Source organism: Luteolibacter sp. Populi, assembly GCF_040801775.1.
Classification (GTDB): domain Bacteria; phylum Verrucomicrobiota; class Verrucomicrobiia; order Verrucomicrobiales; family Akkermansiaceae; genus Haloferula.
The window spans coordinates 4731820-4749978 of sequence record NZ_CP161812.1; the positions used below are offsets into that span (position 1 = coordinate 4731820).

The window sequence follows — 18159 nt, forward strand, 5'->3', positions numbered from 1 at the left end:
CCCTATGAGAAAGTCCCTTGCCGTGGGGATTGCCGGTTGCGGCTATTGGGGGCCGAATCTTGCCCGCAATTTCAGCTCCCATCCGGAAGCGGAACTCTGCGCGCTCTGCGATCCGGATCCGCAGCGGCTGGAGCACATGCGGAAGCTCTATCCGCAGGCCGGGCTCTTTTCCGATTTCCAGCGGATGCTGGAGGGCGCGGCGCTCGATGCGGTGGTGGTGGCCACCCCGGTGAAAACCCACCACGCGCTTGCGAAGGCCGCGCTGCTGGCCGGCAAGCATGTCCTGATCGAGAAGCCGATGGCTTCCTCCTCCGAAAAGTGCGAGGAACTCATCGCGCTGGCCGGGGAACGCGGGCTGACCCTGATGGTCGGTCACACCTATCTCTACTCCGAGCCGGTCCGGAAGATCGCCGGGATCATCGCGGTCGGCGGGATCGGCGAGTTGAAATACATCAACTGCCAGCGCCTCAATCTCGGCCTTTTCCAGAAGGACATCAACGTCGCCTGGGATCTCGCACCGCACGACATTTCGATCATCCTCCACGTGATGGGAGAGAGCCCGCAACTCGTGAATTGCCAGGGCAACGCGCACATCCATCCCGGCATCGAGGATGTCACCAACCTTTCGCTGACCTTCCGCAAGCAGCGTTTCGCCACTGTCCAGAGCAGTTGGCTCGAGCCGCGCAAGGTCCGCCAGATGACCTTCGTAGGCACCCGCAAGATGATCATTTACGATGACCTCCAGCCGCTCGAAAAGATCCGCATCTACGACGTGCGGGTCGAGTGCCCGCCCCACTACGATAACTTCGCGGAGTTCCAGTATTCCTATCACTACGGCGATTGCTACATGCCGCGAATCGAGCAGAGCGAACCGCTCAAAAACATGTGCGGGCATTTCGTGGACTGCGTGCGCGATGGCAGCACGCCTTTGAGTTGCGGCATCCGCGGCTTGGAGATGGTGCGGATCCTTGAGGCCAGCTCCGAATCGCTCCAAGCCCGGGGCGGGCCCGTCCCCTTCGCCGGCAGCCGCCTGGAAGGACTGCCCGCCGCGCGCCCGCCGCTCGCGGAGCCAAGCTTGCCGAAGTTGAGCGGCGTATGATGGAAGGACCTGCCGACACCTTGCGGATCGCGCCGGATGTGACGCTCGGGGAGCGGGTGAAGATCCACGCCTTCGTCAATCTCTACGGCTGCTCGATCGGCGACGATAGCAGCATCGGCACCTTCGTTGAAATCCAGAAGGGCGCGCACATCGGTGCCCGTTGCAAGATCTCCAGCCACAGCTTCATCTGCGAGGGCGTCACCCTCGGCGATGGCGTCTTCATCGGCCACAATGTCAGCTTCATCAACGACCGCTTCCCCCGCGCCACCAATGCCGATGGCAGCATGCAAACGGAGGCCGACTGGATCTGCGAGAAGACTGTCGTTGAAGACGGCGCCTCGATCGGCTCCGGCTGCACCATCCTCGGCGGCCTGGTGATCGGTGCCGGAGCGATGGTCGGTGCCGGCAGCGTGGTCACCCGCGATGTAGCGCCCGGTGCAGTGGTTGCCGGTAATCCGGCCCGCCCGCTGCCCGGCTCCCGGTCGGACTGAGAAAAAGGTCGGAAAAAATCCGCCGGACCCTACGCGAACGCGGGTAGAAATCTGGAACGGAACATGCGGTAATCCGCGGTCCCTCCCGACATTTCCTCCCTCTTTAATTTCTCCCCCGCTCGATCTAACCGGTCGAATGGTTCTTGGATTTCTCCACTCCAGGATTTATAACGTAACCACCCCCACCCCCCGAAATGCAAAAGTCTGATCCACGCGGTGCCAAACCCGCCTTTGGCCTCCAGGATGTCCTCTACGTGCTCTTCAAGCACAAGTGGAAGATCATGGTTTCAAGCGCCCTCGGTCTCGGGGCAGCGGCGACTCTCTATGTCACCCGCAAGCCTCTCTACGAATCCGAGGCGGAACTCGTGATCAAGTCCGTGCTCCAGCGCGATGCACTCGACGGACACGAGGTCGAAACGGCCGCCGGCGGCCGTGGTGGCGAGCAGGTGGTCAACACCGAGATGCTCATCCTGCGCAGCGGCGACCTCGCCAAGGAAGTGGCCGCGGCGATCGGGCCCGAGCGCCTCCTTCCCGAAGCCGGCGAGGCGGCACGCCTGATCGACGCCGCGGCGGTTGTGCAAGGCGGTATCGAAGTGAAGCCGGCGTCCAAGGGCAGCAATGTCGTGCTCGTCATCTACCGCAACCCCGATCCGCAACTCACGGTGGACGTGTTGAACGAGGTGGTGAAGCGCTACTATCAGAAGCACCTCGAGATCCACCGTTCGCTGAGCGCTTTCGAAGCCGTGGCGAAGCAGGTCGAAGAAGTCGGCACCAAACTGCGCAAAACGGAAGCGGACCTGAACAAGCTCAAGTCCGAGTCGGGAATCATCTCCTTGACCGACGAAACGGTGTCCCTGTCTTCCCAGCGCGAACGCACCAAGCAGGACCTCAACGGCGCGCGCGCGGAACTCGCCCAGCAAATGACCTTGGTCGATCATTTGGAACGCCGCCTCTCCGAGGTTGCCGGCGGCTCGATCACCCCGATCGGATCCCAGGTCGTGCCGAAGAAGTCGGAGCCGGCGGCTCCCGCGGCTCCGACGGCAGCCCAGATCGAATCCTATCAAGCGCTTTCCAAGCGGATCGAATTCCTGCAACAACGCGATTTCGAGCTGGGCGCGAAGTATGCTGCCGGCGACAGCCAAGTGGTTAACAACCGGCGGGAGCTTACCCAGGCCCGCGCTGAAAAGCAGGGGATGTTGGAGAAGTCTCCGGGACTCGTGGCCCAGGCTACCGCTACCCAAGGTGCTCCGGTCGCCAATCCTGCCGACGAACTGAAGGTCGAGCAGACCAAGCTCGACGGTCTGCAAGCTCGGATCGCCTCGTATCAGACCGACCTCGAGACCTGCAACTCCCGGATCACGCAGCTCTCGGTCATCGGGCCCAAGATCATTGATCTCGAGCGCCGCCGCGAGATGGAAGATACCGAATACCGGAATTCCGAAAAAAGCCTCAAGCAGGCCAAGATCGATGTCGAGCTCGATCCCTCCAAGATCAGCGAGATCCGCGTCGTGGACCAACCCTCCGCGCCGGTCAAGACCTTCAGCGACATGATGAAGAAGATCATCCTCGGCCTCGCCGGTGCCGGCGTGGGCGTGGGCGTGGGCATCGCCTTCCTCTTGGAACTGGTCATCGACCGCCGGATCAAGCGCCCGAACGAAATCGAATCGCGCCTGCAGCTGCCGCTGATGCTTTCGATTCCCTTCGTGCAGCCGAAAAACCGCGGCGCCCTGCTGATCTCGAACGATCGCACGGCCGACGGGGAAGGGGAGCGCAACGCCCTGCCCGCGGTGCGCGGTGCCGATGGCTTCAACGCCTTCCCGCCGAAGACCGACCACTTCATCCATCCGTATTCGGAAGCGATCCGCGACCGCATCGTCTTCAACTTCCAGGTCAACAACATGACCCACAAGCCGAAGTTGATGGCCGTCACCGGACTCTCCGCGGGTGCCGGTGCCTCGACCATCGCCGCCGGCCTGGCCAAGGCCTTCTCCGAAGTGAACGGCGCGAAGGTCCTGCTGGTCGATCTCACTTCCGAGTTCCCGGATGACAATCCGATGTTCGGCAACAAGCCGCTGCACTCGCTGGTCGGCGCGCTTCAGGCGGCCCGCAACACGCGCTTCAAGGAGGGGTCGCAGAACCTCTATCTGGCCAGCGCCGCGTCCCGCAAATCCGAACCGGGTGCCGCCGCCTTCGGCCCGATGCACCTCTATGAATTGCTGCCGCACTTCCGCGCCAGCGAGTTCGACTACATCATCTTCGACATGCCGGCGATGGCCCAGACGAGCCCGACGCTTGCGATGGCCGGCCTGATGGACAAGGTGCTGCTGGTCGTCGATGGCGAGGACACCAACCGCGAGACCCTCAAGTGGGGTTACTCGGAATTGGTGAAGGGTCGCGCCGATGTCTCCTGTATCTATAACAAGGCCCGCTCGCATGCGCCGAGCTGGGTTTTAGGCGAAGCTTGATCACCCTCTCTCACGAAGAAGATACGTAACTCCTCTGGTCGCACCCGCCCGCAGGTTCCTCCTCACCCCCCGATGCCGCGACCCATGGCTCCCTCTTGCGAGGCGATGTCGGACAGCCCCCCCGGGCTGCTCGCCAAGACCTACTACAGGATCAAACCCTTCATTCCCCGGCGGCTCCGTCTCGCGGTGCGGCGGGGCCGGGCGCGCGGCATCATCAAGCAGTGCGTCGGCACCTGGCCCATCAATGAATCGGCGGGCAGTCCGCCGCAGGGTTGGAAGGGCTGGCCACAGGGTAAGGAATTCGCCCTCGTGTTCACCCACGATGTCGAATCCGGCAAGGGCTTGGCCAACGTCTCCAATCTCGCGGAGATGGAGGTTTCCTACGGCCTGCGCTCCTCCTTCAACTTCATCCCCGAAGGCACCTACGAAGATCCCGCCGAACTCCGCGAGTGGCTGGAAGCGAAAGGCTTCGAAGTCGGCGTCCACGACCTGAACCACGACGGCCGCCTCTTCGGCTCGCGGGAGGGATTCCGCGAGAAGGCCCTCCGCATCAATCACTACCTCGAGGCCTGGGGTGCCGTCGGCTTCCGCGCCGGTTTCATGCTGCGCCAGTTGGATTGGATCCATGACCTGAACGTCCTCTACGACGCTTCCACCTTCGACACCGATCCTTTCGAACCGCAGCCCGAGGGCTCGCATACGATCTTCCCCTTCCGCGTTCCACCCGCCGAAGGTGATCCGGGTCCCGGCTACGTGGAGCTTCCCTACACGCTGCCGCAGGACTCCACGCTATTCCTCGTCCTGGGCGAGGAAAGTCCCGCGATCTGGAAGGACAAGCTCGACTGGATCGCCGCCCGCGGCGGTCTCGCGCTCGTGAATATTCACCCCGACTACATTGACTTCTCCGGAAAGCGGGATTCGTCCCGCTATCCATCTTCCTTCATCAAGGAATTTCTCGATTACTTGTGTATCAAGTACAAGGGAAAGTTCTGGAACCCGCTAGCAAAGGAGCTTGCCGTTTGGTACCGGCAAGAGATGATGACCTTGGCCAGCGAGGTTGAAGGTCCCCCCTGACCATCCCCCCGCCCCCCTGCTGTTCCTCCCCCCACACCCCCCGTCCCCCCAATGATCCGCCTACGTCATAAGGTACTGATCCATAGTTTCCGCGTACTAGACCAGTTGATACTCGCCGCCGCGGCAGCCCTGATCATCTACTTCCGTCCCGAGGTCGCCCTGCGTGGCGGAACCCTGGCCACCCCCGCCATCAACCACTTCGGGGACATGATGGGCATGATGCTGCTCGGCCTCGGCTGGGTCGGCATCTTCGCCTACTGCATCCGCTACAAGGCCGACCGTTTCGTGGCCCTCAAGACCCAGATCAAGGATCTGGTGAAGGCCACCAGCCTGGCGTCCTTCTGGTTGGCCATCGTCTGCGGGGTTTTCAACGTCCGCAGCATCACCACGGAGAACGTCTTCCTGTTCTGGGCGGTCGTCACCGTGACCGGTGTGGTCAGCCGCCTGGGTCTGCGCATGATGCTGATGAGCGCGCGGCGCTCGGGCTACAACTACCGCTTCCTTCTCGTCATCGGTGCCAACAAGCGCGCCAACGAAGTCGTTTCGCGGCTCGATGCGCGCCCGGAGCTCGGCTACAAGATCGTCGGTTTCGTCGCCGAGAACGAAGCGGCGCAGAGCGCTTGGCAGGAAACCCCCGGCCATCGCGGCGAGGTCCTAGGCGTGCTCCCGGACCTGCAATCGATCCTCAAGCGCGAGCGTGTGGATGAGATGATCGTCTGCCTGCCGGTGGATTCCCGCTTCAGCGATATCGTCACCGTGGTGCAGCATGCCCGCGATCTCGGCGTCGTGGTGCGGTTGATGCCCGACCTTCAGGATGGCTCGCTTTTCAAGAGCCTTCACCTCGAGGAATTCGAGGGCGAGCATGTCGTCACGTTGTTCCGCGAGCAGATGCTGCTCCAGCTCCTCGCGAAGCGGGCGGTGGATACCTTCGTCTCTGCCGCCGCACTGATCGTTCTCGCGCCGCTGATGCTCACGGTGGCTATCCTCATCAAGGCCACCAGCCCGGGGCCGGTGTTCTTCGCCCAGAACCGCGTCGGCATGAACCAGCGCAGCTTCCGGATCTACAAGTTCCGCTCGATGGTCATTGATGCGGAGGAGAAGAAGAAGGAACTCGCCCACCTCAACGAGATCTCCGACGGCCCGGCCTTCAAGATGAAGAACGATCCGCGGATCACCAAGATCGGCCGCTTCATCCGCAAGACCAGCATCGACGAGCTGCCGCAGCTCTTCAATGTCCTCCACGGCGAGATGAGCCTGGTCGGCCCGCGCCCGCCGCTGCCGGACGAGGTGAAGAAGTACGAGTGGCTCTTCCGCAAGCGCCTGTCCGTGAAGCCCGGCATTACCTGTGTCTGGCAGATCAGCGGCCGCAGCAATATCACCTTCGAACGCTGGATGGAGATGGACAACGAGTACATCGAAAACTGGTCGATCTGGCTCGATATCAAGATCCTCTTCAAGACCATCCCCGCCGTGTTGCTGGGCCGTGGTGCCGCCTGATCCGAACGATCCTCTCCGATCATGTCCCGGACCAAACCGAAAATCCTCGCGATCGCCTCGGGTGGCGGCCATTGGGTGCAGTTGCTGCGCCTGCGGCCCGCCTTCGAGGGCTGCAACGTCGTCTTCGCCACCGCGAAGGAAGGCTACCGCGCGGATGTCGCCGGCGCGGAGTTCCGCGTCATCACCGACGCCAACCGCTCGAACAAGATCGGCCTGCTCAAGTCGGCGTGGAGTATCTTCACGCTGCTCCGCCGCGAGCGGCCGAACGTGGTCATCTCCACCGGAGCGGCCCCCGGCTTCTTCGCGTTGAAGATGGGCAAGATGATGGGCTTCCGCACCATCTGGGTGGATAGCATTGCCAATGCCGAGGAGCTCTCGATGTCGGGCGCCCAGGCGGGTGCCACCGCCGACCTCTGGCTCACCCAGTGGCCTCACCTCGCCCGCGACGGCGGTCCAACCTGCATGGGGAACATACTATGATTCTCGTAACCGTAGGTACCGACAAGCCCTTCGACCGGATGATGAAGGTCGTCGACCGCTGGGCCGCCGAGCGCGGCCGCCAGGATGTCTTCGCCCAGATCGGGGAGGGCGGCTGGGAGCCGCGCCACATCCCCTTCGTGAACTTTTTCGAGCCGGTCGAGTTCAAGCAGCGCTTCGCCGCCGCGAACCTGATCATCGGCCACGCGGGCATGGGCACGATTCTTTCCGCCCTGCTGCACGGCAAGCCGATCCTGGTCATGCCGAAGCTGGCCCGTCTCGGCGAGCACCGCAACGAGCACCAGACCGCGACCGCCAAGCGCATGATGGAACTCGGCAACGTCAACGTCGCCTTCGACGAGGCCGAGATGCTGGCCAAGCTCGATCTGGTGGATCGCCTGACCGCCCGCGAGCCGATCGGGGCCTATGCCTCCGGTTCGCTGGTCGAGGGCATCCGCAACTTCATCTGGACCGGAAAGGGGACACCGCCGTGAAGTCACCGCTCTCCAAGGCCATCGGTGCCGCATGTTCCCTGCTGGACCCGCGGAACTACCTGCACGCGCTGCGGCTGATTCACTACTATGGATATAGTCACGTGAGCGAGCGCCGGAAGATGGCCGTTGGCAAGGGCACCGGCATCTCGCCGAATGTCTCCTTCCGCAATGGCGAGAGGATCGTGATGGGCCATGACTGCCACATTGGCGAGCGCTGCTACCTCTGGGCCGGCGATTCGACCGGCCGGATCATCCTCGGCAATTACGTGTCGCTCGCCCCGGAGGTCTTCATCACCGCCTCCGACTACAAGTTCGAGGCCGGCAAGCCCTTCCGCCAGCAGCCGAAGAACGAGCGGGACATCCGCATCGGCAACGACGTCTGGCTTGGTGCCCAGGTCGTCGTCACCGCCGGCGTCACCATCGGCGATGGCTGCATCGTCGGTGCCGGCGCCGTCGTCACCAAAGATCTTCCCCCGGCTCGATCGCCGCCGGGGTCCCCGCCAGGGTCATCGGCAAAAGAGAACCCGTTCTAGCTTAAAGTTCCCCCCCCATGAAAGCTGACGTAGCCATTGTTATCGTTTCCTACAATTCGAAGGACCACATCGGTGAGTGCCTTGATAGCGTTTTCACACAGCGCAAATCGGTCAACCAGCAGGTGATCGTCGTGGACAACAAACCCGGCGACGGAACCGCGGAATATGTCCGCGAGAACTACCCGGAAGTCCAACTGGTGCAGCCGGGCGAGAACCTCGGTTTCGCCAAGGGCGTAAACCTGGGCGTGAAGCATGCCGATGCCGAGTTCGTGCTGCTGCTCAATCCGGACACCGTCATCCTGGACAGCGCGGTCGACACCATCGTCGAATTCGCCCGCAAGAATCCCGGCCACGGTCTTTACGGCGGCCGAACCTTGCGCCCGGACGGCAGCTTGGAACCTTCCTCCTGCTGGGGCCTGCCCACGCTGTGGAGCATGACCTTGTTCGCCTTCGGCCTCACCACCATCGCCCCGCGCAACCGCTTCCTCGATCCCGAGTCGCTCGGCTCCTGGCAGCGCAATACCGTGCGCGAGGTCGGCGTGATCACCGGTTGCTTCCTGCTCAGCCCGCTTGAAGTCTGGAACCAGCTCGGCGGTCTCGACGAACGCTACTTCATGTACGGCGAGGACGCGGATCTGGCGATGCGCGCCCACCGCGCCGGCTATCGTCCGGTGATCTGCCCGGAGGCCAAGCTGGTCCACGAGGTCGGCGGCTGCTCGGACACCCCGGTGCACAAGACCAAGCTCCTCTACAAGGGCAAGGCCAGCCTCGTGCGCACCCACTGGACCGGTCTCGACCAGCGCCTCGGCCTCTTCTTCCTGGCCACCGGCACCGGTCTCCGCGCCGCGATCAGCAAGATCCGCTCCACCCCCGGCCGCAACGACAGCGCCGGCCGCTGGCAGACCCTCTGGCAAGAGCGCGAGGACTGGCTGCAAGGCTACGGTGCCAGCAATGCCGCGTGAGCCCCGACAATCTGAAATTTCAAATTCTGAAATCTCAAATCTGAGATCTTAAATCGAAGTCCCCCTCCCATGATCAGTGTAGTCATTCCCAGCTACAACCGCCGCGATTGCGTGCTCGACCTGCTCCGTGACGTCTTTGCCCAGCAGGATGTCGATATGGAAGTGATCGTCGTGGACGACTGCTCGCCGGACAATAGCGTCGACGCCTTCCGCAGCGAATTCCCACAGGCCAAGATCTTCGTCAACGAGAAGAATGGCGGTCCCGCCGTGACCCGCAACCGCGGGATCCGCGAGGCCAAGGGCGATATCATCGTCGGCTTCGATAGCGACGTGACCATCCCCGATCCGCTGCTCTTGTCGAAGGTGGTGGCCCGCTTCAGCGAACATCCGCAGGTCGATGGCCTGGCCTTCCGCCTGCTCAAGCCTGACGGCAAGTCGGAGGACACCCCGCGCTGGTGGCACCCGGTGCCGATCAAGGACTACGCGGACAAGGAATTCTACACCTCCTACTTCAGCGGCACCGCCTACGCCTTCCGCCACGAGGCGCTGGTGAAGGCCGGCATGTATCCGGAGATTCTCTACATGCACTACGAGGAAGTGGAACTCGCCTACCGCATCCTCGATGGGGGCGGGGAGATCCTCCATTGCCCCGATCTGGTGGCCCTCCACCACGCGAACGAGGTCTCCCGGCGCAGTGAAGTGACCGTTTTTTACAAGCCTCGTAACCAGATTTTACTAGCAGCCGCCTGTCTGCCGGGGGCCAAGGCGGTCCAGTACATCCTGCCGCGGGTGTGTTACCAGTTTGCGAAGGCCTGCCGCGGCGGCCACATGAAGGACTTTTTCCGCGCCATGCGCTCGGCCAGAACCTTGCTTCCTGCTCTTCTCAAGAATCGCAAGCCATTGAAATTCGAGACCTTGCAGCGAATCGGTGAAATGAAGCACGGGCTGGTCCCGTGACCCCGCGGCCCCTCGCCATGGCGCCGCGGAATCCGCCGCCGGTGGCGTGAAATCCGCTTCAATCCCCATGGAGAGTCCGCCGTTTCAAGCTGCATTCCCAGCTAGGGTATCTACGGCTAACGGGCCTTCCGCGGCACTCCAATCTTGCTAACAGTTCGATTCGCGGGACTCTAGGCTTCTCAAAAGCAAAAAAATCCGTATATTTCAGTTCTCCTAAACACATCTCCCTAAAATCTGGCCGGAAAATGGCACCGGAAATTTGCCGGTGAAAGAATCGGGCGGGTTCATGTCCCTGACTGCAGGCATGCATCTCGCCCCGGAAAAATCAGGTAGACTCCCCGCTTCCCGTGCCGCCTCCAGAAGAAGTCTTGAAACGTCGGAAAAACAAAACCGAACCTGTTCAATGAGAATCAAAGCCTGCCTATCCTTACTCGCTCTTCTTGCGCTGCCTTTCACGGCAGTCGCCAAGCCGGAACGGGTCGTGTCCTTCGGTGCCAATGGCACCCACTGGCCCGAACTGATCCCGACCCCCTTCATGTACGACAACACGGTGGCCAACATCGTGGAAGTCCCCTGCAATTGGACCGCCATCAGGAACGCCATCCAAGGCGTGACGGCGAATCAAGCCAATAGCGGCACCCTGATCCTGGTGGCACCGGGCGAACTCGCCGGTAACGGCAGTTCGAGCGGCTCCGACCCGGTGTTGGAAAGTATCGGCTCCGCGACCTGGGCCCAGCGCGTCACCGTCGCCCCGCGCGATGGCTATGGCACCGTGAAATGGAAGAATGGCATCCGCTTCCTGAAAGTCTTCGGGATCTGCTTCGCCGGCTTCGAATCGATCGAGTCGGGCGGCGTGAAGAGCGGCGTGAAGCTGCAGGGCTGCCGGCGCTCCGCCTTGGCCTGGATCAAGTGTGTGGGCCATTTCGGAGCTTACGGCACCGATGGCATCACCACGGAAGGTGTTGAAATCGTGGAGCTGGTGCAGCCGAATCACTACGTGGTGAACGACGACGCGGCGGACATCTACGCCGGTGGCGGCCCGATCACGGGCTGGCGCTTCGACGGTTGCTACCACGCCCCGCGCTTCTACGAATATCCCTACACCGGCGGCAAGCCTCACACGGATACCTTCCAGTTCGCGACTGCCAGCGGCGGTACCTACGGGGACATGACCCTGCGCGACAGCGCCTACTTTTCCTCGAACAACTGCGCCATCCAGACCGGTAATGTAAATGGCCTCGATCTGGAGCATTGCTACGTCGTTTCCGATACCGTTTCCCTCTCCCGCTATCCTTGGCTGCCCGGCGGAGCGAGCGGCGAGAATGGAGCGACCAAGAATGCCTTCAACGGTTCCGGGAAAAACCTCACCGCCAAGGATTGCACCTTCTACGGCGGCATGGCGCTCAACCAGACCGATTCGCCTACCCCTTGGAGCCACGTTCAAAACACCAGGACCAGCAAGGCCTACAACGCGCCCGCTTCCGGTGCTTGGACCGTGGATACCGGCATGAACGCAGGCAACTCCGGGATGCCGCCGATGCCGAATGATGCCTACTTGGACAACATCTGGAAGAATCCAGGTGCGACCACGTCCGTCTCGCGGCCGGTCTTCATTCCCGGTGGCGGCACCTATGGCGCGCCCCAGCAGGTGAGCCTGACCTGCTCGACCGCCGGCGCGACGATCTATTACACCACCAACGGCACCACGCCGACTACCTCGTCCACCCGCTACGCCGGTCCCTTCACGGTCTCGGCGACCAGCACGATCAAGGCCTTCGCGACTTCGGGCACGCTGGATCCTTCCGGCGTCCAGAGCGCGGACTACCGCATCGTCAACCTGGTGGCCACGCCGGTGATTTCCCCGGAAGGCGGTCTGTTCAGCACGGCCCAGCCGGCCACGATCACTTGTGCCACGTCCGGCGCGACGATCTACTATACCTTGGACGGCACCACGCCCTCGACCTCATCGAGTGTTTATCAAGGTCCGGTCCTGATCTCGTCCTCGGCCACGCTCAAGGCGATCGGCATCAAGACTGGCGCGGAGAACAGCCCGGTTGCCTCCGCCACCTTCGGGATCGGGGACTCCTACGTTGGCTCGGAAGCTTGGACGAACGTCACCTTTCCCAGCCAGCCCGCGCAGTTCACGATCCGTTGGAACGCGATTCCGGATGGTCCCAACATCGACGGCGTCACCGGCCTCGGCCCGGCGTCCGCAGACGGTTACGAGGATCTCGCCTGCATCACCCGCTTCGCGACGACCGGTGTGATCGAGGCCCGCAACGGCGGGGTGTATTCGGCGGTGAATCCCCTGACCTACGAGGCGGGCAAGCTATATCGCTTCGAGTTCAATGTGAACGTGGCGGCGAAGAGATATTCAGTGGTCGTGACGCCGGACGGTGGCGCGCCGGTGGTGATCGCGCAGGACTACGCCTTCCGGACGCAGCAGGCCACGGCGGCGAGCCTGAACCACGTCTCGCTGGTGACCTTGGCAGGCGGTTCGCACATGGTCTCCGACATCACCCTCGGCTCCACGCCCGCACCCACCGCCCCGACCGGGCTGCGGGTGACCTCGAACTGACTTGAACGCTATTTTTCCGGGATCACCGGAATTCCACGGCACCCTGCTCGCGCGGGGTGCCGTTGCTTTTGCCTCTCGCGCTGCCATTCGCGGATCTCAAATTTAAGATCTGAGATCTGAGATCTGAGATTTGAGATTTGAGATTTGAGATTCCCGGATTCCAAAGATCGAAGCTATCCTACGCCTTCGCGTAATCCCCCTCCGCTCGTTTTTCCGGCATCTTCGGTGCCTCGCTTGCTTCCTCCCCCCTTTCGAAGTCCGGTGATCGCCCGTCGACACCCGGCCTTCGATGTTCGCCTCCCCCCATGAGTTCCCCCATCCGAGTCCTCTACAGTTTTCCCCACAAGCTGGGCGGCGGTCGTATCTGCACGACCGCATGGCATCAGGTCGATGGCACCTCGCGCGCCGGTGCCAAGGTCACGGCGATCGCCGGTTCCCAAGTCAAGCCGCTCAACAGCGAGGTCCGGGTCAAGAAGACCCTCTCCTTCGGCAAGCTGCGGGTGCCCTACCGCCTGATCGGCCGCGACATCGCGTGCAACTGGCATGACACGGTCACCGCGATGTGGCTGAACGCCAATCACCGGGAGATCGATGTGGTCCACGGTTGGCCGCTGTCTTCGCTCAAGACGATCCGGGCTGCGAAAAAGCACGGGATCCCGGTGGTGCTGGAGCGACCGAATGCCCACACCGGCTTCGCTTACGAAGAAGTCGAGAAGGAGAATCAGAACGTGGGCATCCATCTGCCTGGCAATCACGACCACCTTTTCAACCAGAAGCGCCTCGATCTCGAGGAAACGGAATATCGCGAGGCGGACTTCCTGCTTTGCCCGTCCGACTTCGTCGCCCGCACCTTCCGCGACCGCGGGTACGAGGATGCCAAGCTGGTGCGGCACCAATACGGTTTCGACGGCTCCCGCTTCAAGGCGCCCGGAGCCAATCCCCCGCCACATGACGGCCTGGTGATGATCTATGCCGGCGTGGTCGAGCCGCGGAAAGGCCTGCACCACGCGCTCAAGGCGTGGCTCGCTTCGGGCGCTCAAGAGAAGGGCACCTTCATGGTCTGCGGCGAATTCATCCCCGGCTATGCGGACCTGCTCCAGCCGATGCTTTCTCACCCGAGCGTCAAGGTCATGGGCCACCGCACCGACCTGCCGGACCTGATGCGCCAGAGCGATCTCTTCGTGCTCTCTTCCGTGGAGGAAGGCAGCGCCCTGGTGACCTACGAGGCCCGCGGTTCGGGATGCGTGCTGCTTGTCTCGGATGCCTCCGGCGCAGTTTGCGAGCACCTGCAGAACGGCCTGATCCATCCTTCGCGCGATGTCGATGCCCTGACCGATCACATCCGCCTGCTGGATGGGGATCGCGCGCTCCTGGCCAAATTGCGCAGCGCCTCGGCCTCCGATCTCGACAAGCTGACCTGGGACGAAGCCGGCCGCAAGCTGGCGGATGTCTATCGCGAGGTCCGCCAGCGCGTTGCCTGAAGCCCTCGTCCATCCCACACCCCGCGATTCCCCCACCGCGTGAATATTCTCGGCACCCTCTTTTTCCTGATCAGCGCCATCGCCTTGATGAGCGTTCCCCGGAGGTGGGCTCCGATCCCGCTGTTGATGGGGGTGATCTACATCACCCATGGCCAGGCCCTGGAATTGGGCGGGATCAAGCTGCCGGTCTTCCGGATGCTGCTCGGCGTAGGCCTGGTCCGGATCATCTTGAGAGGGGAAGGCTTCGGCGGCGGTCTCAACCGCATCGACAAGCTGATGCTGGCGCTCGGCGGCTGGCTCTTCTTCGCCAGCTTCTTCCATGAGCCGGGAGCCGCTGCCGCCGGTCCGACCTTCATTACCGGGAAGGTCGCGGAAATCTCGCTCTGCTATTTCCTGATGCGCTCCTTCTGCCAGGACATGGACGACTTCGCGTCGATCATGGGCGTCATCGCCATTCTGTTGGTGCCGATCGCACTGGAGATGATCCAGGAGAAGTTTACCGAGATCAATCTCTTCTCGAAGCTCTTCGGCGGAGTGAGGGAAGCGGTGGTGGTGCGGGATGATGCCTTGCGCGCCCGTGGTCCCTTCCGTCATGCCATTCTCGCCGGTACCGTAGGTGCCGCGCTCGTCCCGATCATGATCGGCCTGTGGCGGCGGAATCCGCGCGCTGCGAAGATCGGCCTGATCGCCTGCATCACGATGGTGGCCTCCTGCGCGTCGAGCGGCCCGGTCCTGAGCCTCGGGTTCGCATTGCTCGGCGTGTTCCTGTGGAAGTTCCGGGCCTGGATGAGGATGATCCGCTGGAGTCTTCCGATCGGTTACATCGTGCTCGCCATGGTAATGACCAGGCCGGTGTATTACATCATCGGCGAATTGAGCATGGGCGGCAGCACCGGCTGGCACCGTTCGAAGCTGATCGACTCCGCCATCAACTACTACGGGGACTGGTGGGCCTTCGGCACCGACCACACGCGATCCTGGATGCCCACCGGCGTGACCTTCAGCGAGGAACATACCGACATCACCAACTACTTCCTGGCCTACGGCGTGATGGGCGGCCTGCTCGCCATGCTCCTGCTGATGGCGATGGCTTGGGTCGCCTTCAAGTGGGTGGGCGACACCATCGACAGCTTGCCCGAGGACGACGACGAGAACGGCGACCGCTTCATGGTCTGGTGCATGGGATCGAGCCTTTTCGCCCATGTCGCCACCAGCATCTCGGTCGCCTACTATGACCAGTCGGTCTTCTTTTTCTGGTTCAGCATCGCGACGATCAGTTCGGTCTACATGGCCCGCCATGATCGCGTCCCAGTGCCCGACGAAAATCTTCCTGAAAGCGACCCCGCTTCCAAAATGCAGTGGTCCAACTAGTTTGGATCTTCACCCCGGCATCCCCCGTCCCCCCGATGTTCAGTGCCAAAACCGTCCAGCTCCTCGGCCCCGCCACCACGCGGCAGGCCAAGGTGCCTCTTGCCGTCCCCGAAGTGGCGGCCACCGCCAGGAAGAGCGAACGCTTCTTCCATCTCGATGCGCTCCGCGCCGGCCTCATGTTCTGGGGTATCCTGGTCCACACCAGTACCCTGGCACCGCCCGCCGCCGATCATCCATCGACCGCTTCCGTGGTTTTCCGCAAATTCGCGGAAGCTTCCGGGCTAGTCCGGATGGAGGCTTTCTTCATCATCTCCGGCTTCCTTGCCTACATGCTGCTGCAGAAATACGGTGCCAGGACGACCGTGAAGAAGCGCCTTGTCGCGATCGGGGTGCCTTTCGTCACCGCTCTGGTGCTGCTGAATCCACTCACCAATTGGCTGGTCTTCATCTACCACAATCACGCCGTATCGTTCAGCGATTACCTGGCGGGGAAGGGGACCGCGCATGCCGAGGGCCCGGGCAACTGGCACCTGCATCTTTGGTTCCTGCTGGCTCTTTTCGCGTATTCGCTCCTGGCCCCGCTGCTGGGTGCCGCGGTGGATGCGGTGATGCGCCACTCGGCGGATCGCGAGCCGCGGCCTTGGACCCTGGGCAAGCTTGCACCGCTGGTGCCCGGCCTGAAATTCCTCGCGATGTGCCTGATGGTTTGCGCCGGCTGCGTCGGCGCGCGCGTCGCCTTCGAGGTCGCCAAACACTTCCTGCATCCGGAGTCGCAGTTCGTCATCCGCTCGATCGGCAATTACCTGCCCTACTACGCGCTCGGCATGATCCTGTTCGCGTCCACGGAACTGCGCGGCATCTTCTCGAAGGTGCATTGGATCCAAGCCCTGGGCTCCGGCTTGCTGCTCTGGGCGGTGCACCAGAGCGCTGGAGACGATCCCGACCGGCTGCATGAGGTGCTGATCCTGGCCGCGCAGACCTACGTCGCGCTTTGCCTGTCCAGCTTGCTGTTCTGGCTGGCACGGAAGCTGGTCAAGGCGGAGAGCGCCATGGTCCGCTTCCTGTCGGAGGCGGCCTACTCCGTCTATCTTTTCCACTACCTGGCGATCTACTGCTTCGCGCTGCTGCTGCGGCACATCATTCCGATGACCGGACTGATGATGACGATGGTGGCGATCGGCACCTTCATCGCGACCCTGTGCCTGCACGCCTTTATCATCCAGCCGGTACCGGTGCTCGCCTTCCTCCTCAACGGCAAGCCTCCCAAGCGCGCGAAATGAACGCCTCACCTCCCATGTCCGAGCCGCAAACCGACCGTGGCAGCCAGGCCGCGACTCCCGCCGCCACCGCGGTGCGGAAGATCCTCTTCATCGCCTATCACTTCCCGCCCGCGGGTGGTGGCGGCGTGCAGCGCTCGCTGAAGTTCGTGAAGTACCTGCCGGGCTGCGGCTACGATCCGATCGTCCTGACCGCCAAGCCGAATAGCGAGCACCGCTGGACCCCGACCGACCAAGCGCTGGCCGACGAGGTGCCGGAGTCGGTGAAGGTCCATCAGGTCGAGCTCCCGGAGGAAGTCCATGTGCCCTCCAAGATGGAGCGCGCGGTGCGCGAGATGCTCGGCATGCGCAGTCGTTTCGGCCTCACATGGATGAATCTGGTGATCGAGGAAGGCACGCGGATCGCGAAGGAAGAGAAGCCGGATCTGATCTTCGTCACGCTTTCACCTTTCGAAGGCGCGGATGCCGCCGCGGAGATTTCGCGCCGCACCGGGATCCCTTGGATTGCGGACCTGCGCGATCCTTGGGCGCTTGATGAATTCCAGCTTCACCGCACCCGCTGGCACCGCAGCCTCGAGATCATGCAGATGGAGAAGTCGCTGCGCAGCGCCTCGCTGATCATCATGAACACGCCGGAGTCGGCGCGCCGTCTCGGCCGCGTGCTGCCGCGCCTGCGGGCCAACACCATCGTGAGCCTGACCAACGGCTACGATGCGAGCGACTTCACCGGACCGGTCGAACCGATCCCGGGTGGGAAGTTTTCGATCGTCCACTCCGGCTATTTCCATGCCGAGTCCGGTCTGGTCGAGCGCAAGCGCCAGCGCCAGTACCAGCTGCTCGGCCGCACGGTGCCGGGGGTCGAGCGCCTGCCGCGCTCGCACTTTTACCTCCTCCAAGCGCTCGAACAGTGGCTCAAGGAATCGCCGGGGATCGTGGATGAGGTCCGCGTCCGCTGCGTCGGTGTGCTCTCGAAATCGGACCAGGCGCTGATCGATGCTTCACCCGCCAAGCCGCTGTTCGATTGTTCCGGCTACCTCAATCACGTCGAATGCCTGCGCTACGTGCGCGCCGCGGACCTGCTATTCCTGCCGCTGCACAAGGTGCCGGCGGGCATGAAAGCGGGCATCGTCCCCGGCAAGGCGTATGAATACATGGCCGCGGGCCGGCCGATCCTGGCCACGCTACCCGCCAGCGATGCGCGGGATTTCGTGACGCAGGCCGGCACCGGCGTCTTTGCCGAACCGGGCGATGTGGCTGGCATGCTGGCCGCTCTGAAGGATCAGCATGCAAAATGGAAATCCGGGGCCGCCCGCTCCGATTGGAACGAAGAGTTCGTCCGCCAGTTCGAGCGCAAGAATCTCACCCGGAACCTCGCCGGGTTTCTCGATCAAATCCGCTGATCT

The 18159-nt window shown here is 62.8% G+C and carries 15 protein-coding genes; all 15 read left to right on the forward strand.

Going from position 1 to position 18159, the window contains the following annotated elements; translation table 11 throughout:
- The first annotated feature begins 4 nt into the window (after positions 1-4).
- The 15 genes from ABWK72_RS19245 (at position 5) to ABWK72_RS19315 (ending at position 18156) form a co-directional block, all read left to right on the forward strand.
- Positions 5-1099, forward strand: a complete 1095-nt coding sequence (locus tag ABWK72_RS19245) for a Gfo/Idh/MocA family protein (protein ID WP_367871196.1) — start codon at positions 5-7, stop codon at positions 1097-1099.
- Positions 1096-1590 (forward strand): acyltransferase, encoded by a 495-nt coding sequence (locus ABWK72_RS19250; RefSeq protein ID WP_367871197.1) that lies wholly within the window; start codon positions 1096-1098, stop codon positions 1588-1590. The genes ABWK72_RS19245 and ABWK72_RS19250 overlap by 4 nt, the downstream gene beginning before the upstream one ends.
- A gap of 194 nt (positions 1591-1784) precedes the next feature.
- Positions 1785-4055: a GumC family protein gene (locus ABWK72_RS19255; RefSeq protein ID WP_367871198.1), complete on the forward strand. Its 2271-nt coding sequence runs from the start codon at positions 1785-1787 to the stop codon at positions 4053-4055.
- An 84-nt stretch (positions 4056-4139) separates the two neighbouring features.
- Entirely contained in the window at positions 4140-5129 is a 990-nt protein-coding gene (locus ABWK72_RS19260; protein ID WP_367871199.1) for a hypothetical protein, read from the forward strand.
- A gap of 51 nt (positions 5130-5180) precedes the next feature.
- Complete coding sequence (locus ABWK72_RS19265) at positions 5181-6626, forward strand: sugar transferase (protein ID WP_367871200.1); 1446 nt, start codon at positions 5181-5183, stop codon at positions 6624-6626.
- Positions 6627-6647: 21 nt separating this feature from the next.
- Positions 6648-7106 carry a UDP-N-acetylglucosamine--LPS N-acetylglucosamine transferase gene (locus ABWK72_RS19270; RefSeq protein WP_367871201.1) on the forward strand — a complete coding sequence of 153 codons (459 nt, stop codon included), beginning with the start codon at positions 6648-6650 and terminating at the stop codon, positions 7104-7106.
- Entirely contained in the window at positions 7103-7597 is a 495-nt protein-coding gene (locus ABWK72_RS19275) for a glycosyltransferase (RefSeq protein WP_367871202.1), read from the forward strand. Before ABWK72_RS19270 ends, ABWK72_RS19275 begins: the two co-directional genes overlap by 4 nt.
- On the forward strand, positions 7594-8130 hold the full coding sequence (locus tag ABWK72_RS19280) for a DapH/DapD/GlmU-related protein (RefSeq protein WP_367871203.1): 537 nt from the start codon (positions 7594-7596) through the stop codon (positions 8128-8130). The genes ABWK72_RS19275 and ABWK72_RS19280 overlap by 4 nt, the downstream gene beginning before the upstream one ends.
- A gap of 17 nt (positions 8131-8147) precedes the next feature.
- Positions 8148-9092 carry a glycosyltransferase family 2 protein gene (locus tag ABWK72_RS19285; RefSeq protein ID WP_367871204.1) on the forward strand — a complete coding sequence of 315 codons (945 nt, stop codon included), beginning with the start codon at positions 8148-8150 and terminating at the stop codon, positions 9090-9092.
- Positions 9093-9161: 69 nt separating this feature from the next.
- The gene (locus ABWK72_RS19290) at positions 9162-10049 is read left to right on the forward strand and encodes a glycosyltransferase family 2 protein (protein ID WP_367871205.1); all 888 of its coding nucleotides are present in this window, start codon (positions 9162-9164) and stop codon (positions 10047-10049) included.
- A 403-nt stretch (positions 10050-10452) separates the two neighbouring features.
- A complete protein-coding gene (locus tag ABWK72_RS19295) occupies positions 10453-12627 on the forward strand; it encodes a chitobiase/beta-hexosaminidase C-terminal domain-containing protein (RefSeq protein WP_367871206.1) in 2175 nt (724 codons plus the stop codon).
- Between the two features lie 305 nt (positions 12628-12932).
- On the forward strand, positions 12933-14108 hold the full coding sequence (locus tag ABWK72_RS19300) for a glycosyltransferase family 4 protein (protein ID WP_367871207.1): 1176 nt from the start codon (positions 12933-12935) through the stop codon (positions 14106-14108).
- Between the two features lie 39 nt (positions 14109-14147).
- Positions 14148-15479 carry a hypothetical protein gene (locus tag ABWK72_RS19305; RefSeq protein ID WP_367871208.1) on the forward strand — a complete coding sequence of 444 codons (1332 nt, stop codon included), beginning with the start codon at positions 14148-14150 and terminating at the stop codon, positions 15477-15479.
- A 35-nt stretch (positions 15480-15514) separates the two neighbouring features.
- Positions 15515-16759, forward strand: a complete 1245-nt coding sequence (locus ABWK72_RS19310) for an acyltransferase family protein (protein WP_367871209.1) — start codon at positions 15515-15517, stop codon at positions 16757-16759.
- 14 nt (positions 16760-16773) lie between these two features.
- On the forward strand, positions 16774-18156 hold the full coding sequence (locus ABWK72_RS19315) for a glycosyltransferase family 4 protein (RefSeq protein ID WP_367871210.1): 1383 nt from the start codon (positions 16774-16776) through the stop codon (positions 18154-18156).
- The last annotated feature ends 3 nt before the right edge of the window (positions 18157-18159 follow it).